Origin of the sequence: Paenarthrobacter sp. NPDC091669, assembly GCF_044756725.1 — a bacterium.
In the GTDB taxonomy this organism is placed as follows: Bacteria; Actinomycetota; Actinomycetes; order Actinomycetales; family Micrococcaceae; genus Arthrobacter; species Arthrobacter bambusae_C.
Genome location: NZ_JBIVTK010000014.1, coordinates 60,407 through 81,059, shown reverse-complemented (window position 1 = coordinate 81,059; position 20,653 = coordinate 60,407). Strand labels below are relative to the sequence as shown.

Here is a 20,653-nt window from a genome sequence, read left to right as displayed (position 1 = left end):
ACAACGCACCAGTGCTGGTCATTGGCCTCGGCCGGTTCGGATCCGCCACCGCTGAGCAGCTGGTCAAACAGGGCCGCGAAGTCCTGGCCATCGAACGCGACCGCACCCTGGTCCAAAAGTGGGCGCCCGTACTCACGCACGTGGTGGAGGCGGACGCAACCAACATCGACGCACTGCGCCAGCTCGGCGCCCAGGAGTTCAGCTCAGCCGTAGTTGGCGTGGGCACGTCCATCGAGTCCTCGGTGCTCATCACCGTGAACCTGGTGGACCTCGGCATCCAGCACCTGTGGGTCAAAGCCATCACACCCTCGCACGGCAAGATCCTCACCCGCATCGGCGCCAACCACGTGATCTACCCGGAGGCGGACGCCGGGGTTCGTGCAGCGCACTTGGTGTCAGGTCGCATGCTGGACTTCATCGAGTTCGACGACGACTACGCGATCGTCAAGATGTACCCGCCCAAGGAAACCGTGGGCTTCACCCTGGAGGAATCCAAGGTGCGTTCCAAGTACGGCGTGACTATTGTCGGCGTGAAAACTCCCGGCGAGGACTTCACGTACGCGCGGCCGGAAACCAAAGTATCCGGCCACGACATGTTGATCGTGTCCGGACACGTGGACCTGCTGGAGCGCTTCGCAGCCCGCCCGTAACCGGATGGAGTTTTTGTACAGCTAACGCCCTTTAGACGCGCTCTTAGAGGCGTTAGCTGTACAAAAACTCCGAGGTTAGCCGAGCTGCTTGGTGATCTCTGCTGCCCGGGCGGCAGCGGCGCGGGCGCCGTCGGCGATGATCCTGGGCATGCCGCCGTCGTCGAAGGCCATGATGGCCCGCTCGGTGGTTCCCTTGGGGCTGGTGACGGCGACACGAAGGGCGGTGGGATCTGCTCCCGGTTCGGCCAACATGAAGCCGGCGCCCGCCACGGTTTCGCGGGCCAGCATGACGGACAGCTCCTGGTCGAGTCCGAGCTCGACGCCGGCCGCAGCCATGGCCTCTGCCAGGTAGAAGGCGTAGGCCGGGCCGGAACCACTGATGGCGGACAGCGCGTCCACCTGCTCTTCGGGGATCTCCACCACCGTGCCGGCACCTGCCAGCGCCGTCTTGGCTTTTTCGAGCTGCTCAGCCGTGCAGTGGGTTCCCGGGGAGACAGAGATGACGCCGCGGCCCAGCCTCGAGGGCGTGTTGGGCATGGTCCGGATCACGGGCTGGCCGTCAGGCAGCGCTGCTTCGAGTTGGGCGATGGACACCGCCGCGGCAACGCTGACAACAATCGTGTCCTTCGCCAGGGCCGGGCTGATCTCCCGTGCCAGGTCCAGGATGCCCACCGGTTTGACGCCCAGGATGACCATGCCCGAGCCCTTGGTGGCCAGCTTGTTGTTGTCCGGCTCCTCTTCGCCGGCGATGGCCATGACGCCATGGCGCTGGGCAAGTTCATCGGCCCGCTCAGCGCGGCGGACGGTGGCGACAATGTCTGAAGGGTCCGTCCCTGCGGCGAGCAGGCCTCCCAGGATTGCCTCGTTCATGGATCCACAGCCAAGGAATGCGATTCGGTTGCTCATGGCTCCATCATTGCAGTAGGCCTTGGACGGGGTCTAACGGATTCCGGATTCCCAGCTTGCTCACAAGGTTATTGCAGGCAGCACTCATGGTTGGTCCGTAACTTAGTAGTTACCTCATTGAGGGTGCGAGTGATGAGGCGGGCATGGGGATGTCCGCCACAAGCACCGGTGGCCGGGCGGGTTTTCCCCCATTTCCCGATTCGGCCGCCGGTGCTTTCGCTTTTAAGCGCTGCCGCGGTTGCGCTCATCCCGCAGTCGTCCGCCTGACACACCGTCGAAGGGCGCGTCAGACGAACAAGCCTCAGGACAGGGCTCGACGCCGTTAGTTGTCTACGCTGCGCAGGAGCGGAACGCTGAGGTGCTGCCGCGCGAAGCGCAGGGTTTCCGCCAGCATTTCCTCCCGCTCCCCCGCTACCTTCGCCTTGCGGGTGGAAATCTCTGCCACCACCACGCCGTCGAAACCCGTGGATGCCAAATGCTGGAGGGCGTCCGCGCATTGCTGTGTACCGGTTCCGGGCACCAGGTGCTCGTCCTTGCCGGAACCCGAGCCGTCCGTGAGGTGCACGTGCCGGAGCTTGCTGCCCAGCGCCTTGATGGCTTCCAAACTGTTGGCCCCCGCAGTGGCTGCGTGCGAGAAGTCCCACGTGACGTCGTCGTAATCCTGCCCCAGCGGATCCCAGTGCGGCAGGTAGGCCACCGCTTCGCGGCCGCGGACACGCCACGGGTACATGTTCTCTACGGCGATATGCACCTGGTACATGGCTGCGATCTCCCGGACGCCTTCCACGAAGTTCTCGGCGTAGTTGGACTGCCAACGGAACGGCGGGTGGACCACTACGGTGTCGCACCCCACATCCGCGGCCATCTGGCACGACTTCTCGATCTTGTTCCACGCGGTGCCCCACACCTGTTGGGTCAGCAGCAAGGTGGGCGCGTGAATGGAGACGATTTCCTGGTGGTAGCGGTGGCTCAACTGGATCAGGGCGTCCGGGTTCTGGCTCACCGCGTTGTTGGTGACCATCACCTCCACGCCCTCGTAACCCAGGTCCTGCGCCACGGCAAAAGCGTCGTGGACGCTCAAGGGGTAGACGGACGCGCTGGACAGCGCTACGGGGATCTGGCGGTCATTCACTTCAGGTTCGACGTCGTTGCTCATCTCAGGAGGCCAGCCCGCCTGCCACAGGGGCTGGGATTGGTGCAGGGGACGGGGTGTTTACGGGGACAGGAAATTCCCTGATCCCGGGGTGGGGCTCATCATTCGCCACGGTCTTGGCACCGTCCTTGGCTGCTTTCTTTTTGGACTTGTCCTTCTTCCGCTTGCCCACATGGGGAGCGGGATCCAAGGCCTCTTCGAACACCAACTGGTCAAGCCGCCGCAGGATCAGGCCTTCCCGCAGCGCCCACGGACAGATTTCCATGGTGGGGAACTCAAAGAGCTCCAGCGCAGCCTCAGCAACCAGTGCGCCTGCCAACAGTTGGCGGGCACGGGCATCCGAAACGCCCGGGAGGTACAGCCTGTCCTCCACCGTCATGGCGGAAATGCGCTGGGCCCAAAGGCCGAGGTCCGCCGCGTGGAGTTCGCGCTTCACGTAGGGTCCGGCTGCGCTCGGAGCGGCACCGGCGATGCGGGCCAGCGAACGGAAGGTCTTGGAGGTGCCCGCTACCAAATTCGCGCGGCCCAGCTCGTGGAAATTGCGGACCACAGGCTTCAGGGTGGAACGGATGTAGCGACGCAGTTCCTTGACGCTCTTGGCTGTTGGAGGGTCATCGTGCAGCCAGTCCCGCGTCAGTCGGCTGGCGCCCAAGGGAACGGAGGTGGCGAACTCAGGGAGTTCGTCCGTTCCGTAGGCCATTTCAAACGAGCCGCCCCCGATGTCCAGGTCCAGGATGGGCCCTGCACCCCATCCGTACCAACGGCGTACGGCGAAGAAGGTCATGGAGGCTTCTTCGCTGCCCGTGAGTTCCTGGAGGGTCACCGTGGTTTCGTGTTTCACCCGGGCCAGGACTTCCGGACCGTTGGTGGCCTCGCGGATGGCTGACGTACAGAACGCCAGGAGGTCCTCCGCTTTATGGCTGGCCGCGAACTCCCAGGCTTCCAGCACGAACTCGATGAGCTCGTGCTGGCCGGCGTCGTTGATGTTGCCGTCACCGTCAAGGTATTGCACCAAGGACAGCGGACGTTTGTGGGATGCGAAAGCCACCGGGCGCGCGCCCGGATGAGCATCCACCAGCAGCAGATGGACGGTGTTGGAACCGATGTCTAGAACGCCAAGACGCATTCTGCCATTATTCACCGATTCGAAGCCCGTGAAGCAACTTGGCGACGACGTTTCGTCGACGGAAGAGTGGCCGGATGGTGGGACCCGCCCTATTCCGTGGGCTCCCCGGCTTCGTCAGCGCGCTTGAAGTCACGGCGGATATTGGCGATGCCTTCAGGATCAATTTCGAAGCCGAACTCACTGCCTGGGTTGATGACCATGCCCAGTTCATCCCCGATGTTGCCGAGGATCGCCGAGCCCATAGTGCCCAGGACGTGCGGGGCTGCTTCAAGGAAGCGCTCATCGACGCGGGTCGGGTGGCTGAAGACTGCCAGGACGGGCTGGCCGTCGGCGTTGGAGAGCACCAGCGGCTCCACGGACGAGTCCGGGCCGTCCACGGCTTCGGAGCTGACCAGGTAGACCTCGTTGTTGAGGAAAGCGAGGATGACATCCACCGGGTTGGCGTCCGGCTGCTCGGCCGAGGCGAGCTTCGCCTCGAGGTCGTTCAAGGGTTCGTTGTCCGGTGAAACGGTCTGTTCAGTCATGGTTCTACTCGACCACGATGCCGGCCGGGACGCAATTCGCGCATGCTGTCCCGGCCTTCGGTGAAGCTACTTCTTGGCTGCGGTCTTCCTGGCCGGCGCTTTGCGGGTGGTGGTCCGCTTGACCGGGCCCTTGGCCCGCTTTTCAGCCAAAAGCTCGACGGCGCGTTCCCGGGTCAGTTCCTCCAGCGAGGTGGTGCGCGGGACCGTGATGTTGGTGATGCCGTCTGTGATGTACGGGCCGAAGCGGCCTTCCTTCACCACGATGTTCTTTTCCGAAACGGGGTCCGGGCCGAACTCGGCAAGCGGCGGTACGGCCGCACGGGCGCCCCGCTGCTTGGGCTGGGAATAGATCTCCAGGGCCTGTTCCAAAGTAATCGTGAAGATTTCCTCTTCCGAACCGATGGAGCGGGAATCCGTGCCCTTTTTCAGGTATGGACCAAAGCGGCCGTTCTGCACCGTGATGGGGTTGCCGTCAGCATCCTCACCGAGTACCCGCGGCAGGCTCATGAGCTGCAGCGCCTCGTCAAGGGTAACCGTGTCCACGGTCATGGACTTGAACAGCGAACCTGTGCGCGGCTTGGCCTTGACGGGCTTCTTGGGCGGCTTCGGCTTGCCGTTCTTGTAATACTCAACCGGCTGGTTGGCCAGCTGTTCCTCGGTCATCTCCGGGATGATCTCGGTGACGTAGGCTCCGTAGCGGCCGTTCTTGGCCACCACAGTGTGCCCGGTGTGCGGATCCTCGCCCAGGACGCGTTCCTCCGGGGCCGCAGTCTCCATGAGCTCAATGGCCTTGGCGGCCGTGAGCTCATCGGGAGCAAGTTCCTCGGGGACGTTGGCCCTGGAGGACTCAACAACCTCGCCGGTCTTCTCGTCGATGGTCGGGATCGAGCTTTCCAGGTAGGGCCCGAATTTGCCTACGCGCAGTGTGATGCCTTCGGCGATGGGCACGGAGTTGATCTCGCGGGCGTCGATCTCGCCGAGGTTGTTGACGATGCTCAGCAGGCCCGGATCGGCGTCTTCACCGTAGTAGAAGTGCTTGAGCCAGGCAGCGCCTGCGGCCTGGCCATTGGCGATCTTGTCCAGGTCGCCTTCCATGTCCGCGGTGAACTCGTAGTCCACGTAGTCCGTGAAGTGCTGTTCCAGCAAACGGATCACCGAGAAAGCGATCCAGCTCGGAACTAGGGCGGAACCCTGTTTCCGGACATAACCGCGGTCCTGGATGGTGGAAATCGTGGAGGCATAGGTGGACGGACGGCCGATGCCCCGCTTTTCCAGTTCAGCAGTCAGCGATGCTTCTGTGTACCGTGGCGGTGGTGACGTTTCGTGTCCGACAGCCTGGATGTCCGATGCCTTCAGGGAATCGCCCTTGGCAACGTTGGGCAGGCGACGGGCTTCGTCCGACTCGTCGTCGCCGCGGCTCTCGTCCTTGCCTTCTTCATAGGCGGCCAGGAAGCCGGGGAAGGTGATGACGGTACCGGAAGCCGAGAATTCGGCGTCGCGTCCGTCTGCCGCCACAGCACCGAGGCGGATGGTGGCCGTGGATCCCTTGGCATCGGCCATCTGCGAAGCAACCGTGCGCTTCCAGATGAGCTCGTAAAGCCGGAACTCATCGCCGCTCAGCTGCTTGGCCACCTGTGCCGGGGTGCGGAAGGAGTCTCCTGCGGGACGGATGGCCTCGTGCGCTTCCTGGGCGTTGGCGGCCTTGTTGGCGTACACGCGGGGGCTCTGGGGCACGTACTCGGGGCCGTAGAGCTCGGCGGCCTGGCGGCGGGAGGCCGTCAGGGCTTCATCACTCAACGCCGACGAGTCGGTACGCATATAGGTGATGTAGCCGTTTTCATACAGGCGCTGGGCTACCTGCATGGTGCTCTTCGAGGAGAAGCGCAGCTTGCGGCCGGCTTCCTGCTGCAGCGTCGAGGTAGTGAACGGTGCGGCCGGACGGCGGGTGTACGGCTTGGTGTCTACGGAGCGTACGCGGAATTCGGCGTTTTCCAGGCCCGCGGCCAGAGACGTGGCAAGTTCCTCGTTGAGGTGCACCACGGTAGAGGAGGTGAGCTGGCCGTTGTCATTGAAGTCACGGCCACTGGCAACCTTCGAACCGTCCACAGCAGCAAGCTTCGCTTTGAAGGAACCCGAGTCGGCACCGAACTGGCCCGTGAGGTCCCAGTAGGACGCGGCCCGGAAGGCCATGCGTTCACGTTCGCGGTCCACCACCATGCGGGTCACCACGGACTGCACACGGCCGGCCGAGAGCCCGCGGGCAACCTTGCGCCACAGGACAGGAGAAATCTCGTAGCCATACAGGCGGTCTAGGATGCGGCGGGTTTCCTGGGCATCCACCAAAGCGGTGTCCACATCGCGCAGGTTGTCCATGGCACGGTGGATGGCTTCCTTGGTGATTTCACCAAAGGTCATGCGGTAGACGGGAACCTTGGGTTTCAGGACCTCCAGGAGGTGCCACGCGATGGCCTCGCCTTCGCGGTCCCCATCGGTTGCGAGGTAGAGCGCATCAGCGTCTTTCAGCTGGGCCTTGAGCTCGGCAACCTTTTTCTTCTTGTCCGGAGAGACAACGTAGTACGGCTTGAAGTCGTTTTCGATGTCGACGGCGAACTTGCCCAGCGAGGTCTTCTTCAGTTCTGCAGGGAGATCAGACGGCTGCGGGAGGTCCCGGATGTGGCCGATGGAAGCCTCGACGATGAAGCCTTCGCCAAGGTACTTGGCGATGGTCTTACTCTTGGCGGGAGACTCCACGATCACGAGTTTCTTGCCGGTTTTTGCCTTGCTGGGCACGGTGCTCCTACAGAAAAAATGTGTAATTGGGCTGGTGCCCATATTGGCCTAGTTCACCATAGTTTGCAGAATCCTGCGTTTTGGTACGGAAACCAGGGCGGTCATTCGGTGACCAGGCCGGAGGGTTATTGCCCGGGTGCCACGCGGTCATCCGGGATCATTGACCACAAGGTTGCCACACGTTCGGCACCTTCCGGTATTTGCGTGGGATCCTCGAGTTCGTACTCCCTCACGACCTCGCGGATTCTGTCCGCCAGTTCCCTGCGTTGCGGGTTGGTGAGATAGAGCAGGTTGCTGGAGAGGACCACCGATACCGGCTCTTCTCCCCCTTCACCGCGCTGGCGGCGCTCCCCCCGGGCTTTGGCGAAGGCCGAAGCGCGTCGACGGAACGCATCGAGCTCCAGGTCAACCACAGCAATCTCGGGGCTGGCGACGCTGCCTCCCGAGATGGTGAAGTCTGTTCCGGCCGCCTTCCAACGCCGCTCGCGTGCATCGCCGGCGTTTTCGGCCGGTGCCACGATTCCCCATTTCTGGAGGGCACGGAGGTGGTAGCTCATGGCGCTGGGGGTCAGGCCGGTCCGGGCAGCGAGTTCGGTTGCTGTGTGGCTCACCTGGGTGGCGTAAAGCTCTGAGATGACTTCGATGCGGGCAGCGTGCGCCAAGGCGCGGATAGCCTTGGGATCGGTGATCTCAACCGTCTTCTCGGCCCGCTTCCGCCGCGGAACGTCGCCCGACGTTTGGGATGTCTCGTTGTTCGCAATCACTTGATCAGTGTAGTCAGGGTCACTTGCCGGACCATCGGAGTTCGTCTCCGGCGGCTTCGCGTCGCTGCTCATTGGCTGGTCTGCGTCGGGTCCGGAAGCAGGAAACCCTCGAGGACGAGGTTGGTGACGTCCCGGTACAGGCCCTCCCTGAAAGCATCCTCGTCAAAGTCCTCGCCGCCGCCCAACAGCGAGACCAGGGCAGCCACGATCTGGCGGACCGACAACTGTCCGTCGCAGGCAGAGGCGAAACCTGCAAGCTCCGTGCTGAGCAGGTTGGTCCTGCGGAGGCCTGCACCCTGCCTCAGGAGAATGACGCCGGGGTGGGCAGCTCCGGGTCGCTGATGGCGTTCCTCGGTCACGTCCTCCGCTACTACCAGATGCGCGTCGGCCACCGGGGTGGCGGCCACCCAATCGGCCCGTTCCACGGCTGCGCCCAGATGCGGTCCGATGGGTTGTTCGATGGGATAGGTGATCTCTTCGAAGCGGCTGATAGTGGGCTGGTGTCCGGGCTCGGGGCGGCGCAGCCAGATCATGCCGAAGCCCACCCCTTCCACGTTCCTGGAGGCGAAGTCATCAAGGTACGCGGCGTACGACTCCTTGTACTGCTCACGGTCACGGTTCTGCGAGGCATCCTGCAGCCAGGTCTCGGCATACTGTTCCGGATCCACTTGCTCGCGCTGGATGAACCACACGTCAAGACCCGAGTCCGCGAGCCACGCAGTGGGACGGTCTCTCCAGTCCGCCCCCTCGGTAACCTCCCAGTTGCCCAGCATTTGTGCGGTGCCCCCGGGTTCCAGGACCTTGGCGATGGATTGCACCAACGCCGCCACGATCCCGTCACCGGGAAGTCCCCCGTCGCGGTAGGTGAACTGGTCCGACGACGATTCCCCACCCGTCCTGGGCGTGATCACGAAGGGAGGGTTGGACACCACCAAGCCGAACTGCTCGCCCTCCACAGGGTCCAGGAGTGATCCCAGGCGCAGGCTCACCCGGCTTTCCAAATCCTGGGGATCCAGCTCAAGCTCCGCCGCGTTCAGCAACAGGTTGAACCGGGTAAATGCCAGCGCCCTCTCGGAGATGTCCGTAGCCGTAACGTGCTCGCAATGGTGCAGTAAGTGGAAGGTTTGGATCCCGCATCCGGTCCCCAGGTCCAGGGCGCGTTTGGTGTGTTGCCTGAAGGTGGTTTGGACCAGCGTCGTGGAGGCGCCGCCAATGCCCAGGACATGGTCATGACGCAGGACTCCCGGCTGCTGATGGGCCGCCAGGTCACTGGCGACCCAGAGTTCGGCGCCGCCGCTGCCATCTGCATTCGCGTCCCAACCGTACGGGCGCAGATCTACCGTGACCCGGACGACGCCGCCATCCACGGAGGCCAAACCGAGTTCCACGAGTCCTTGGGTACGGATTCCGGGCAGGGCTGAGTCAACGTCGGCCACGGACTGTGGGACGGCCAGCAGCCAGAGACGGACCATCACAGCAAGTGACCGGACCGCGGGATCATGCGAGTCCTTCAACCGCTCGGTAGCCAGGAGCGCCGGAACCACCTGGTCCCTGCTGAGCGCTGCCGAGGCCGACTCCCCCAGCAGGGCAGCCACGCCGTCCACGGTGTAGGAGAGGGCGCGAAGGTCCCCGGCAAGCGCCTGGAGCAGCCCGGGTTGGTCGCTTCGGGGAGCATCGGCAGTGTTGCCGGCGGTAAACAAGAATGCTGTGTCAGTCACCCTGCAAGTGTAGGGGCGGCCCGCTGGGTCGGGCGGTCCCGTTCCGGGTTATGTGGACAAAGGACGCCGCTGGAACCCGGTAGCGTGGAATCATGCTCAACTTCTCCTCCACAAGGCGCCGCGCGGGCCTTGGTGCCTTGGCCGCTGGTGTCCTGCTGGGGGTCAGCGCCTGCCAGGCGCCGGTCAACATCGCAGATGCAGACGTTCCCGCTTGGAAGGAAAAGGTCCTCCCGGCAGCAAGCGGCGCGGTCCTTGAGGACTCCGGCAAGATCCTCAACCGGGACCCCCTGGTCAAGGATTCGCCCAACGTGCCCGCCGCAACCTACACGCTCACCATGGCCTGCGACGGCGGCGGCAAGGCCTACTTCGCAGTCTCTTTGAGCGGAAACAAAATCGCCGATGCGGCTGCAGCATGCAACGGCAGCCTCGATGTGGTGAAAATCAAAGTGCCTGCTGCCGGTCCCCTCAACATCTCGACAAGCAGCGTCGATGCCCCACTGATCTACGCATATCATCTGGCTCCGACAGCAGGCTAGAAGGCCCCGGATTCTTCCACCGGGAAGTCTTCAGACAATGGCCGCCCGGGCGTAAAGTCAGTCCATGGGCAGCAAGGCAGCTTGCTCGGTGATGTCACAGCGGCTGGCGAGGGCCGCCGTCGTGCTTCTCGTTGTCCTGTGCGGCGGCGTAGCCGGTTGCGAATACACCTATGAGGACGGCGGCAGGCCGGAGGCCACCGCCACTTCCACAGCAGGAAACGTCGCCCTCCCGCCCGATCCGGCGCTGGAAGAAACTGTCAGCGGTGATGCCCTTGAAGAATGGGCAAAGGCTGCGCTGCCTGAGTCGCAAGGTCAGTCGTTCTACTCCAGCACCGGCTATTTGAACCCCGGTGAGTCCAAATCCGAGCAGACAGTGCAGTTGCCCGGCGGCACATACGCTGTGACGTTGGCCTGCCGTGGTACCCGCAGGGTGACGTTCTCCGTCACGTTGAACGAGGTGGCCCTGGTGGACCTGACGTTGGGGTGCGCCAACGCGCGGGTAAGCGTGGTTCAACTGGACAAGGACGCCATCCTTTCCATCACAGTCGGTTCCAGGTCCGATGCGAATTTTGCCTACCGGGTGAGCAGGCTTTGAGACCGCGCTAAGCGGCTTCGCATCCTCCGGGGCAGCGCAGCGTTTCCGGGCTTGAGGCGCATTCGGCGCAGTACAGGGTCAGGGTGCGGCAACTGAGGTTGGAGCAGTTCTCGAACTTGTTGGTGGGGGCAGCGCAGCGGACGCATTCGCCGATGGTTTTGGCGTCCTCGCTGAACTCAACGTGCATGCGCTTGTCGAAGACATAAAGGGAACCTTCCCAGAGCCCTTTGTCCTTGAACGTTTCGCCGTAGCGGACAATCCCGCCATCCAACTGGTAGACCTCTTTGAAGCCCCTGTTGACCATTAGGCTGGACAGGACTTCGCAGCGGATTCCACCGGTGCAATAGGTGACGACCGGCTTGTCCTTGAGGTCGTCGTACTTGCCCGAGTCCAGTTCCTTGATGAAGTCGTGCGTGGTGTCCACGTCCGGAACGATCGCGTCCTTGAACTTGCCGATCTGTGCCTCGAACGCGTTGCGGCCGTCAAAGAACACCACGTCCTCGCCGCTGGACTTCCTGGCCTCCACCAGCGCGTGGAGTTCCTCCGGCTGCAGGTGCTTGCCGCCGCCCACCACGCCGTTGTCATCAACCTTGAGTTCCCCGGGAGCACCGAACGACACGATTTCATCGCGGACCTTGACGCTGAGGCGCGGGAAATCTGCGGCGCTTCCCTCCGACCATTTGAAGTCGATCCCGTGGAAGCCCTTATATTCACGCGTGGTCTTCACATACTGCTTCATGTTGTTCAGCTCGCCGCCCACCGTGGCATTGATGCCGTCCTTCGATATGAGGATCCGGCCGGTGAGGCCCAGTTTCTCGCAGAGGGCACGCTGCCACAGACGCACGGCGTCGGGGTCGGCGATCGGAGTAAAGCCATAGAAGAGCACAATTCGGTTCAAAGCCACTATTCAAGGGTACTTGGTGCAGTAAAATCGCCGGCCGCCCACACTTCCGGCCCGGCTGGCGCAGCGCCTGCCGAAAGGAGAAGTCACAATTCCATAAGCAAGCATTCCGGGGCTGATCCGGCTCTGTTGCTTCATGGTGTGCTGGCATACTCTCTCTACATGAGTCCAGACGCCTTGGTTGAAGACATTGCGCACCTTTTGGAAGTCTGGGTAGCCGGCTGGTCCGGCTGCCGCGGCTATGAGTCACGCCAAGAAGGCCGCTTTCCTGCTGCGCTTCGCGCCGACAAAACCGGTGACTGGGAGTATTTTGCCCATGATCCCTCGGACGAAGAGTTCACCACCCTTGCGGGCAAGACCGCAGAAGCCCCCACCCGGATCCTGACGGTCCTCACCAACGACGTCCAACGATACAAGTATCTGGCTGAACAGCACGGGCTGACCGTGACGTCCGCATCGCAAACCATGATGATCGTGGACATGGAAACCCAGGATTCCGAGGACCCATGGCTGCCCGACGACGACCTTGAACTCGCCACCTCCGAATCCAACGGAGTCCACTACGCCGTGGTCCATTCCGGCGAGCAGGTAGCTGCCAGCGGACGGGTCTTCGTAGTGGACGGTACTGCCGTCTTCGACAAGATCGTCACCGAACCGGACTTCCAGCGGCGCGGCCTGGGCAGCTTCATTATGAAGGCCCTCGCCGCCCAAGCCTTCTCGCACGACGTTGAGAACGGCCTTTTGCTCGCCTCCCTGGACGGTCAGAAGCTCTATTCACACCTCGGCTGGGACGTGGTGGGCCACGTGCTGATGATGTCCGCCAGCGGCACTGAAGGGTCCGACCTTTCGGGGGCCTAGCTTCTCGCTCCGAGGGTGGTTGAGCCAGGTTCGACGGCTGATCGGGTGGGGTCCGACGGCGGCGCCCTCGGGTGCCGCCGTTCGCTGGCCCGCACAGTGACAGAATGATTTGGTGGCTGCACCTCATTCATTGATCTCCCTGCTGGGCCGGACGCCGGACCCTGAGCAGCTGCGCCATGTCCACACCATCCCCGCAAGGAAGGCCGTCAACGAGCCGTGGCCGGGCTGGGTCCACCCCGACGTCGTGGGAGCCTATGAGGCCCTGGGGATTCACGAACCGTTCCGCCACCAGGTCCAGGCAGCCGACCTCGCCCACTCCGGACAGCACGTCGTCATCGCCACTGGAACGGCATCCGGGAAGTCGCTCGCGTATCAACTGCCGGCTTTGGACGCGATACACCGTTCCGAGTTGCGAGTCCTGGCCGACCCCGGGAAGATCCACGACGACGGTGCCGTCACCCTGTACTTGTCCCCCACCAAGGCGCTGGCGGCAGACCAGCTCGCGGGGATCCGCTCGCTGAAGCTGCCCACCGTACGGGCAGAGACCTACGACGGCGACACCGACGTTGCGTCGCGCCGTTGGATCCGCGATCACGCGAACTTCATTCTGGCCAACCCGGACATGCTGCACTTTGGAATCCTGCCCAACCACACCTGGTGGGCAAAGTTCTTCCGGCGGCTGCGCTACGTGATCGTGGACGAGGCCCACAGCTACCGCGGCGTCTTCGGCTCCCATGTGGCCAACCTGATGCGGCGCCTCCGGCGGATCTGCGCCTACTACGGTGCAGGAAACACGTTCCCCGAGCCGGTGTTCATTGCCGCTTCTGCCACTGCCTCCGACCCCGGCGTTTCTTTTGGCCGGCTCATCGGTGCCCCTGTCAGGGAGGTTTCCGAGGACTGCTCCCCTCACGGTTCCACCACAGTTGCTTTTTGGGAGCCTGCACTCACGGACGTCAAGGGTGAGAACGGAGCCAAACAGCGGCGGACCGCCGTAGCCGAAACAGCGGACATCCTGGCAAACCTCGTTTCCTCGCGGGTGCGGACCATCGCGTTCATCAAATCCCGCCGCGGAGCCGAGTCCATTGCCTCCATCACCAAAAGACTCCTGGACGAGGTGGACCCCAGCCTGCCGGGACGGGTTGCTGCCTATAGATCCGGATACTTGCCCGAAGAGCGCCGGGCCTTGGAGCAAGCCCTGAGGTCCGGTCAGTTGCTGGGCGTTTCCAGTACCTCGGCCTTGGAACTGGGCATCGATATTTCGGGGCTGGATGCGGTGCTGGTGGCTGGATGGCCGGGCACCCGGGCTTCGCTTTTCCAACAGATTGGCCGGGCCGGGCGGGCAGGACAGGATGCCATCGCCGCTTTTGTGGCCAGCGACGACCCCTTGGACACGTACCTGGTGAACCATCCCGAGGCCATCTTTGATGTGTCTGTGGAAGCCACCGTTTTTGATCCCGGCAACCCGTACGTGCTTGGTCCCCATTTGTGTGCCGCGGCCGCTGAGCTGCCGATCGGACCGGCCGAGCTTGATCTGTTTGGCCCCACCTCCGAAGGGCTGCTGGACCGTCTTGTGGTCCAGGGATACCTCCGCAAACGGCCCGCGGGATGGTTCTGGACTCATCCGGAGAGTGCTGCCGGGATGGTGAACCTCCGGGCGGATGGAGGCGGTCCCGTGAGCATCGTTGATGCCGAAACAGGGTCGCTCCTGGGGACCATGGACTCGCCGCAAACCCACTACCAGGCCCACACAGGTGCGATCTATGTCCACCAAGGTGAGAGCTACCTGGTGGAGGACCTCAACGAGGCCGACCATTGCGTGATGGTGCGCCGGGTCAACCCCGACTTCTACACCACGGCGCGCGACGTGACCCAGATTGAGGTCCTCGAAACGTCGCGATCGGTCCAGTGGGGCGACATCACCGTGCATTTTGGCGACGTCAAAGTGACGACACAAGTTGTCTCCTTTCAACGCAAAGCCTTGATTTCCAACGAGATCCTGGGTGAAGAACCCTTGGAGCTGGGCGCCCGGGATCTCTTTACGAAGGCCGTCTGGTTTGTTGTGGATAACCGCTCTCTCCACGGGGCAGGTCTGGTGGAAGCAGAGTTCCCGGGGGCACTTCATGCGGCAGAACACGCCGCCATCGGACTTCTTCCCTTGGTTGCCTCCAGTGACCGCTGGGACATCGGCGGCGTCTCCACTGCCCTCCATGCCGACACCGGTGTGCCCACGATCTTCGTCTACGACGGACATCCAGGTGGCGCCGGATTCGCTGAGCGGGGCTTTGAAAAGGCCAAGATCTGGTTGACGGCAACCAAAGAAGCCATCCAGGCCTGTGAGTGTGAGGCCGGCTGCCCGTCCTGCGTCCAGTCACCCAAATGCGGCAACAAGAACAACCCGCTGGACAAGGCAGCCGCCGTCACGCTGCTTGGTGTGTTGCTGAAGGATGCCGTCTAGGCCCCTCCAGGTCGACCCATGCGAACAAAAGGTCAAACCTGCAAACACCGGCGCCTACGGAGGTGGCCCTGCCCGCGCGCGGCCCGTTGCGACTCCCCAGTCGAAGGGATGAGCCAACTCGGTAGCCACGTCAGCTACGTTCCCTCCTGTCACGGCGCAGGATGTGACTGTCGCATCGTGCCGCGCCGCTACTTCGGAGGCCACCGCGCATGGTTCCCCTGAGGTGAGGCCCCTGGCAGCATCGGCGGCGGCGAGCGCGGCCAGGTCCGCAGAGGACGCAGCCCTGGACGCCATCACGGCTGCCTGGGCCAGGACCAGGACGCCGACGAGCAAGGCCATCACCACTGCACCCAGTGTCAGCGCGAGAACTGTTCCCGCCCCGCGCTCAGGAAGGGCAGTTGATAGAAACGGGTTCATGGCGTGCCGGCCCCTGAGCCCACCGATTCGGCACCAGCCCCCGAACCCGCTGACTCTGCGCGGGCGGAGGCCGACGCCGTCAACGTCCAGGGGATCAGCGATCCCACGGCTCCGCCTACCCTGGCGGAGGCTGTCACCGTGAGCCACCCGGCGTCGTCGGTAACGGAGGAACTGACGCCGTCACCGGCAAGCCGCCTCACAATTCCTTCCACGGCACCACCCGTCTCACCCCGCGCGGAGGCCCGGGCTCCTGCCGTAGCAGCTTCCTCCAACCGCAGTTGAGTGATCCCCGCAGCGCCGCCTGCCAGCAGGAAAGCCAAGAGCAAGACCACGGCCGGCAAGGCAACGGCGAACTCCGCAGTCACGACGCCCGACTCCTCCCCGCCCTCCTTCTGGCTGGATGACGGCCCCGTCTTCTGGCTGGATGATGGTCGGGCCTTCTGGCCGGATGTTGGTCCAACACAGGCAGCAGATGACCTCCCGCCGGCAGGCAGCACGTGCGTCATGGCAAGGACAGGGCCGTGCGAATCAGGTTGAGCAGGAAGCCGCGGACTTCTTCGCTCCGAAGGAGGACCACCAATAGCCCTGCGAGACCCACCGCGGCGAGGGTAGCGATGGCATACTCGGCCGTGGCCATACCGCTCTCCGAGCCCGGAAGCATTCCCCGTGTCCGGAGACGTTCATGGTGCATCCACAGTTTCTTCCGATGAAGGCGCCTTGGTCGCCTCCGCAGCGTGCTCTGGTCCCGGAGGCCCTCCGGATTCCGCACGGCCAGCGCACCGTGTGACGTGGTGGGTTGAAGGTCCGTTCCAGCCTCCCGGCGGCCCGCCTCTCCGAAACCGGAATCCGTGAATTCCTCGAGCTCAAACTGCTCAATTCCAAAGGTCCTCATTCCTTGCTTCCCGGTAACGGCGGCTCGATCCTGGCCGGCAGCACGGCGCTCCTGGCGGCGGCCGGATTCGGCCCTGAAGAGTGTTCTCACTGTGGGTTCCTTTCAAAAAAGCCAGCGGGTCCGCCGACTGATTCGACTCTTCCGTGGCTCGGTGCTGCCCGTAAGAAGGGGATTCCTCCAAGTGGATAACCCTCGCGATCAGCAGGATGTGGAGGGAGAGTGGGCGCCATTCGCAGCCCGCTCTGTGCCGATCATCGTGTCTGTGCCGACCATCGTGGAACAGGTCATCCGGTGGGAAGCATGGCGATCAAGACAGGCACGATCCCCAGGCAGATGAATGCCGGCAGTGAGCAAAGGCCCAGAGGTACTACCAGTTTCACGCCCAAGGCGGCGGCTCGCTTCTCCGCCGCCCGGAACTGTTCGCGCCGTTCCCTGGCGGCCTGTGCGTAGAGGATGGATGCCGAGGGGGCTCCGGTTAAGGCAGCGAAAGCCAGTGCCTCTTTGAGACGGACCACCTCAGGCGCGTGCTGGGCGGGGGTCCGCCACGCCGTCTCCCAATCCGCGCCAATGGCAAGCGCGGCCACCACTGGCCTGAGCGATCGCCGGATGGGTGGTGAGGCGCACGCGGAGATGAGTTCGAGTGCCCGCCCGATTCCAGCTCCGGCGTCGAGCATTGACGCCACCAGCTCCAGCATCATCGCGGTGTCTCGGAGGCCGTCGGACGGACCTTTCAGATCAGAAGAATCCGTGGGGGCCGGCCCTCCCCCGGGATCCGCCCACGCACGAAGATCTGGCCGCATTCGGAGATCTAGCCGCGTTCGTAGGTCCGGGCCCTGAAAGTTGTCCAGGCTACCGGCCGGACCACGGCGGGAGGAGCGCGTCAGTGACGCGGCGTCGGCATTCCGGATCAGCACGCGGGCCCTGGCACGAGTCGGCGCGGTGAACCACACGAAAGCCGCCAAGCCCAGGACGACGATCATCACCAGCACCAGGGGCCCAAGCATCACGCACTCCCGGCTGCGGAGGCCACCAGCCGTGAGGACCAAACGCGACCGGCCACCGTCAGGAGGAGACCGGCTGCGAAGGTAGCAACGCCCAGGACGTTGTCCAGCAGGATTCCCAACGGGTCAACGCCCAACGCCATCCCCAGCACCAGCCCGAAGACCGGGAGCCAGGACAACAGCTTGACTGTGGCTTTTGGTCCGGCGAGCGCCGTTTGCCGTGCGGCCTCTGCGTCTTCTTCGGCTTCCAACTGGGCGGCGAAACGGGTGAGGAGGTCAGCAAGCGGGCAACCGCTGGTTTCTGCCACCTCCAAGCACGCCGCCAACTCCATCCACACACGTCGCTCAGAGCTTCCGCGCCGGGGATATGTCCGGGCTGCGGTATCCCGGATTGCTTCAGCCGAAGAATTTCCCAGGCTGGATGCGGCCCTGGCTGCGGCCACAACCAGCAGCGACTCCTGGCTGAGTGCGGCAGTCACCGCTTCTGCCACTGTGTCCGGGCCGCCATCTTTGGTCGCTCGGGGGCCGTGGACCAACCAGAGTTCCTCCCACAATCTCGACGTTCCCCGCCCACCACGCAGCAAGGCCGCCAGCTGTTGCACCAGCACCACAAGTGGCAAGGGCTCAGTTCGCTTTCGCCGCCAGGCGTGACGAAACCCCACACCCGAACGGGCGCGGAGGGCGGCACCAGTCCCTCCTCCAGGCTCCCCCAAACTTTTCCGTACACGTCGGCCACTAACACGATGTCCCCGGAAGTGCTGCCAGGCCGCGAGCCCTGCAACGAGGACGAATGCGCCGATCATGGGATGGGCCAGGGACTCGGCGAACCGTTCAGGGTCGCCCAGCTCCCGTCCGGGACCGCGTCCGGCTGTATGTCCGGCTGTGCGCCCGGCAAAGCGTCCGGCTGTGCGCCCGGCAAAGCGTCCGGCTGTGTGTCCAACACCGCGGGTGCTGACGCTCCGTCCACTGACCACGTCTCAGCTGATGTACCCGGTGCCCCGCCAAGACCGGACCAGTCGAAACCGGCGGGCAACGCCGGAGCAAGCCGGCGGGCGAGGGCAGGCCAGGCGGGCCCACACGTCATTCCTGTCGGATGCCAGTGGAGGGCAGAGACGACCTTCTGGCCTTCGGATGTGTCAGTCAGTACCCCTATGGAAGCCACTTTCCGTCCCGTGGGGGTCCGGTCCACGTGAATGACGACGTCCAGGGCACTGGAAACCTGCAGCCGCACGGCCTCAGCGTTCAACCCCGCCAGCGCACCGAGGGCCACCAACCGCGCGGGCACGGCCTCTGCCGCGTTGGCATGGATGGTCCCGCCGCCGCCTGTATGCCCGGTGTTGAGGGCCGTCAGCAGTTCCCGGACTTCAGCCCCGCGGCATTCTCCGACGATCAGCCGGTCCGGCCGCATGCGCAGCGCCTGGCGGACCAGTTCGCCGAGATCCAGCGCACCCCCGCCCTCGAGGTTTCCGTGCCGGGATTCAAGCGTCACTACGTGAGGGTGGACGGGGTTGAGTTCAGCGGCGTCTTCGATCAGGACCAACCGCTCCGTCGGGTGGCTCAAGCCGAGCAGGGTGGACAGCAGGGTGGTCTTTCCCGAGCCAGTAGCGCCGCTGATCAGAAAACTCAGTCTCTGGCCCATGATGGCCCTCAGAACCCACTCGCCTTGCTCGGAAAACATGCCGCTTTCCCTCAACTCCGGCAGGGTGAACACGTTCGCTCGGCGGATACGGATGGATAGAAGGGTTCCGGTAGTGGATATCGGCGAGAGGACCGCGTGCACCCGGTAACCGCCGTTCAGGCGCACGTCTACACAGGGCGACCCATCATCCAACCGACGGCCACCGGCTGACACCAGCCGGGACGCCAGGGACCTGACTTGTTGCTCGGTGTCGAAATGCACCGATGATCTTTCCAACCCCTGCCCACGGTCCAGCCAGACGGAGGTGGGACCGTTGACGAAGATGTCTGTCACCGCCGGATCCTGGGCCAGCTGTTGCAGGGGGCCCAGTCCGTTCAGCTCAGCGTTGATGGACTCGGCGGCTTCCAAGGCGCCGGCGGTGCCCAGCAGCCTGCCGCTCGCCTGAACCGCCGCTGCGACCGTGGACGGTGTGACTGGACCGTTGCCCGCGAGCACAGATTCCCGCACGGTTTCAAGGAGCAGGGAATCAAGTTTCCGGCCCTGCCTGCGTCGCGTTCCCTCGAACGGGTTCACTGGGTGGCACCGTCGAATCCGAGGACTGACATGGCAAAACGGTTGACTGGCCTGCGCCGGCCGAATTCGAGGATCCGTCCCACTTCGGTACCGGCTGCCACGCCCCTCACCTCGGGGAGGACGCCCAGCAGCGGCAGTCCCAGTGACTCGGCAATGAGCCCGGCATCTACGGAGGAGGCACTGCTGCCACGGACCACCAGTCCTGCGTCGATGGGTGGAAGCTCGCTCAAGATTCGCCCTGCTGCAACTGCGGATTTGAGATGCGCCCTTGCGAGCAGGATCATCCGGTCGCAGTCCCAGGCAAGGTTGCGCACCCCTTCTCCGCTGCGCCCTATGTCCACGAGGATGAGCTCGAAGCTGCGGCGGGCGGCGTCCATGACCGCGGCTACTGCACGCGTGTCCGGGCTGTGGATCGCGTCCCGGGTTCCGGGCCAGGATAAGTAAGCGAAGCCGCCGGCGAAGGGCAAAGAATCCCGAAACTGCGCGGGATCCAGGCTTCCGCGGGTTTCGGAGAAGTCGGGCCACCGGAGTCCGGGGATGTCCTCAGCCGTGACAGCCAGTTCAAGGCCACCACCCCAAGGATCGCCGTCGATGAGCATGGTGCTCACGCCGTAATCAGCGGCCGCTTGAGCCAGCCAGATGGCCGTAGTGGTTGCTCCCGCGCCGCCACTGCCCCCGATGATGCCCGTGACTGTGCCCCCGGGGTCGGGAGACCCGGACATACTGAGGTGTTCAGCCAGCCAGGCCGCAGCTTCGGGAAGAACGGCAACCCGTTCAGCACCCAGGGCAGCCGCCAACTCCCAGAGTTCGTCCCCGTCGGAAGCCCTGCCCAACAACACTGTGGGCGAACGTCGTCGAGGAGGCAACTCGCGGACATCGCTGCCCACCAAGACCACGTCGGCACTGTCCCATCCGTGCACAGCCTCGCTCACGTCCGTGGCTGTCGAGAGGCTTCCACCAGCGGCTGCAACAATCCGTTTCGCCTCTTCCTGTAGATAGGGGTCTGCGGAGACGAGCAGTATCCCGGCAGTATCGTGTGGGACCCAGGTTCCGTCCATGTCCGGTTCCAATGGCTTGTTGATGGGCTGCCTGTGCCAGCGATCTCTCTTGCTCATGGACCCACCATGGTGGACCCGGCAAAACACCATAAGGGCC

Annotated in this window: 20 protein-coding genes; 5 read left to right on the top strand and 15 right to left on the bottom strand. The window is 64.0% G+C overall.

Features of this window, described 5'->3' with window-relative positions; genetic code table 11:
- Positions 1-11 precede the first annotated feature (11 nt).
- Complete coding sequence (locus ACIQLI_RS20065; protein ID WP_011775951.1) at positions 12-650, top strand: TrkA family potassium uptake protein; 639 nt, start codon at positions 12-14, stop codon at positions 648-650.
- 75 nt (positions 651-725) lie between these two features.
- Here the strand turns inward: ACIQLI_RS20065 and proC are convergent, their stop codons facing one another.
- From proC to ACIQLI_RS20030, 7 genes are all read right to left on the bottom strand, one after another.
- Positions 726-1,556, bottom strand: coding sequence for a pyrroline-5-carboxylate reductase (proC, locus tag ACIQLI_RS20060; RefSeq protein ID WP_400391652.1), 831 nt, complete (start codon positions 1,554-1,556; stop codon positions 726-728).
- A 322-nt stretch (positions 1,557-1,878) separates the two neighbouring features.
- A complete protein-coding gene (locus tag ACIQLI_RS20055) occupies positions 1,879-2,712 on the bottom strand; it encodes a sugar phosphate isomerase/epimerase (protein ID WP_207594530.1) in 834 nt (277 codons plus the stop codon).
- 1 nt (position 2,713) lies between these two features.
- Positions 2,714-3,835: a Ppx/GppA phosphatase family protein gene (locus tag ACIQLI_RS20050; RefSeq protein ID WP_400391649.1), complete on the bottom strand. Its 1,122-nt coding sequence runs from the start codon at positions 3,833-3,835 to the stop codon at positions 2,714-2,716.
- Positions 3,836-3,924: 89 nt separating this feature from the next.
- Entirely contained in the window at positions 3,925-4,359 is a 435-nt protein-coding gene (locus ACIQLI_RS20045; RefSeq protein ID WP_354229369.1) for an SseB family protein, read from the bottom strand.
- A gap of 66 nt (positions 4,360-4,425) precedes the next feature.
- Positions 4,426-7,149 carry a type I DNA topoisomerase gene (topA, locus tag ACIQLI_RS20040; protein WP_400391646.1) on the bottom strand — a complete coding sequence of 908 codons (2,724 nt, stop codon included), beginning with the start codon at positions 7,147-7,149 and terminating at the stop codon, positions 4,426-4,428.
- A 125-nt stretch (positions 7,150-7,274) separates the two neighbouring features.
- Positions 7,275-7,985, bottom strand: a complete 711-nt coding sequence (locus ACIQLI_RS20035) for an ArsR/SmtB family transcription factor (protein WP_400391644.1) — start codon at positions 7,983-7,985, stop codon at positions 7,275-7,277.
- Entirely contained in the window at positions 7,982-9,631 is a 1,650-nt protein-coding gene (locus ACIQLI_RS20030; protein ID WP_400391641.1) for a methyltransferase, read from the bottom strand. Before ACIQLI_RS20030 ends, ACIQLI_RS20035 begins: the two co-directional genes overlap by 4 nt.
- Positions 9,632-9,723: 92 nt before the next feature.
- On the opposite strand from ACIQLI_RS20030, the gene ACIQLI_RS20025 reads away from it, so the two are divergent.
- The gene (locus ACIQLI_RS20025; protein ID WP_400391639.1) at positions 9,724-10,167 is read left to right on the top strand and encodes a hypothetical protein; all 444 of its coding nucleotides are present in this window, start codon (positions 9,724-9,726) and stop codon (positions 10,165-10,167) included.
- 64 nt (positions 10,168-10,231) lie between these two features.
- Positions 10,232-10,762: a hypothetical protein gene (locus ACIQLI_RS20020; protein WP_354229359.1), complete on the top strand. Its 531-nt coding sequence runs from the start codon at positions 10,232-10,234 to the stop codon at positions 10,760-10,762.
- A gap of 7 nt (positions 10,763-10,769) precedes the next feature.
- Here the strand turns inward: ACIQLI_RS20020 and ACIQLI_RS20015 are convergent, their stop codons facing one another.
- The gene (locus tag ACIQLI_RS20015; RefSeq protein ID WP_089596116.1) at positions 10,770-11,666 is read right to left on the bottom strand and encodes a rhodanese-related sulfurtransferase; all 897 of its coding nucleotides are present in this window, start codon (positions 11,664-11,666) and stop codon (positions 10,770-10,772) included.
- A gap of 159 nt (positions 11,667-11,825) precedes the next feature.
- Here ACIQLI_RS20015 and ACIQLI_RS20010 point away from each other — a divergent pair, with 159 nt between their 5' ends.
- A complete protein-coding gene (locus tag ACIQLI_RS20010) occupies positions 11,826-12,521 on the top strand; it encodes a GNAT family N-acetyltransferase (protein ID WP_354229355.1) in 696 nt (231 codons plus the stop codon).
- Between the two features lie 112 nt (positions 12,522-12,633).
- Positions 12,634-14,976, top strand: coding sequence for a DEAD/DEAH box helicase (locus ACIQLI_RS20005; RefSeq protein ID WP_400391635.1), 2,343 nt, complete (start codon positions 12,634-12,636; stop codon positions 14,974-14,976).
- Positions 14,977-15,030: 54 nt separating this feature from the next.
- Here ACIQLI_RS20005 and ACIQLI_RS20000 read toward each other — a convergent pair whose 3' ends face one another.
- The 7 genes from ACIQLI_RS20000 to ssd all read right to left on the bottom strand — a co-directional run bounded on the left by ACIQLI_RS20000 (position 15,031) and on the right by ssd (position 20,613).
- Positions 15,031-15,393, bottom strand: a complete 363-nt coding sequence (locus ACIQLI_RS20000) for an Rv3654c family TadE-like protein (protein WP_400391632.1) — start codon at positions 15,391-15,393, stop codon at positions 15,031-15,033.
- Positions 15,390-15,758 carry a TadE family type IV pilus minor pilin gene (locus ACIQLI_RS19995; protein ID WP_400391629.1) on the bottom strand — a complete coding sequence of 123 codons (369 nt, stop codon included), beginning with the start codon at positions 15,756-15,758 and terminating at the stop codon, positions 15,390-15,392. Before ACIQLI_RS19995 ends, ACIQLI_RS20000 begins: the two co-directional genes overlap by 4 nt.
- A 137-nt stretch (positions 15,759-15,895) precedes the next feature.
- Positions 15,896-16,375: a DUF4244 domain-containing protein gene (locus ACIQLI_RS19990; RefSeq protein ID WP_400391626.1), complete on the bottom strand. Its 480-nt coding sequence runs from the start codon at positions 16,373-16,375 to the stop codon at positions 15,896-15,898.
- Positions 16,376-16,569: 194 nt separating this feature from the next.
- Positions 16,570-17,289, bottom strand: a complete 720-nt coding sequence (locus ACIQLI_RS19985) for a type II secretion system F family protein (RefSeq protein ID WP_400391624.1) — start codon at positions 17,287-17,289, stop codon at positions 16,570-16,572.
- The gene (locus ACIQLI_RS19980) at positions 17,289-17,765 is read right to left on the bottom strand and encodes a type II secretion system F family protein (RefSeq protein ID WP_400391622.1); all 477 of its coding nucleotides are present in this window, start codon (positions 17,763-17,765) and stop codon (positions 17,289-17,291) included. The genes ACIQLI_RS19985 and ACIQLI_RS19980 overlap by 1 nt, the downstream gene beginning before the upstream one ends.
- A 320-nt stretch (positions 17,766-18,085) precedes the next feature.
- Positions 18,086-19,498 (bottom strand): TadA family conjugal transfer-associated ATPase, encoded by a 1,413-nt coding sequence (locus ACIQLI_RS19975; protein WP_400391619.1) that lies wholly within the window; start codon positions 19,496-19,498, stop codon positions 18,086-18,088.
- The gene (gene ssd, locus ACIQLI_RS19970) at positions 19,495-20,613 is read right to left on the bottom strand and encodes a septum site-determining protein Ssd (protein ID WP_400391617.1); all 1,119 of its coding nucleotides are present in this window, start codon (positions 20,611-20,613) and stop codon (positions 19,495-19,497) included. The genes ACIQLI_RS19975 and ssd overlap by 4 nt, the downstream gene beginning before the upstream one ends.
- Positions 20,614-20,653 lie beyond the last annotated feature (40 nt).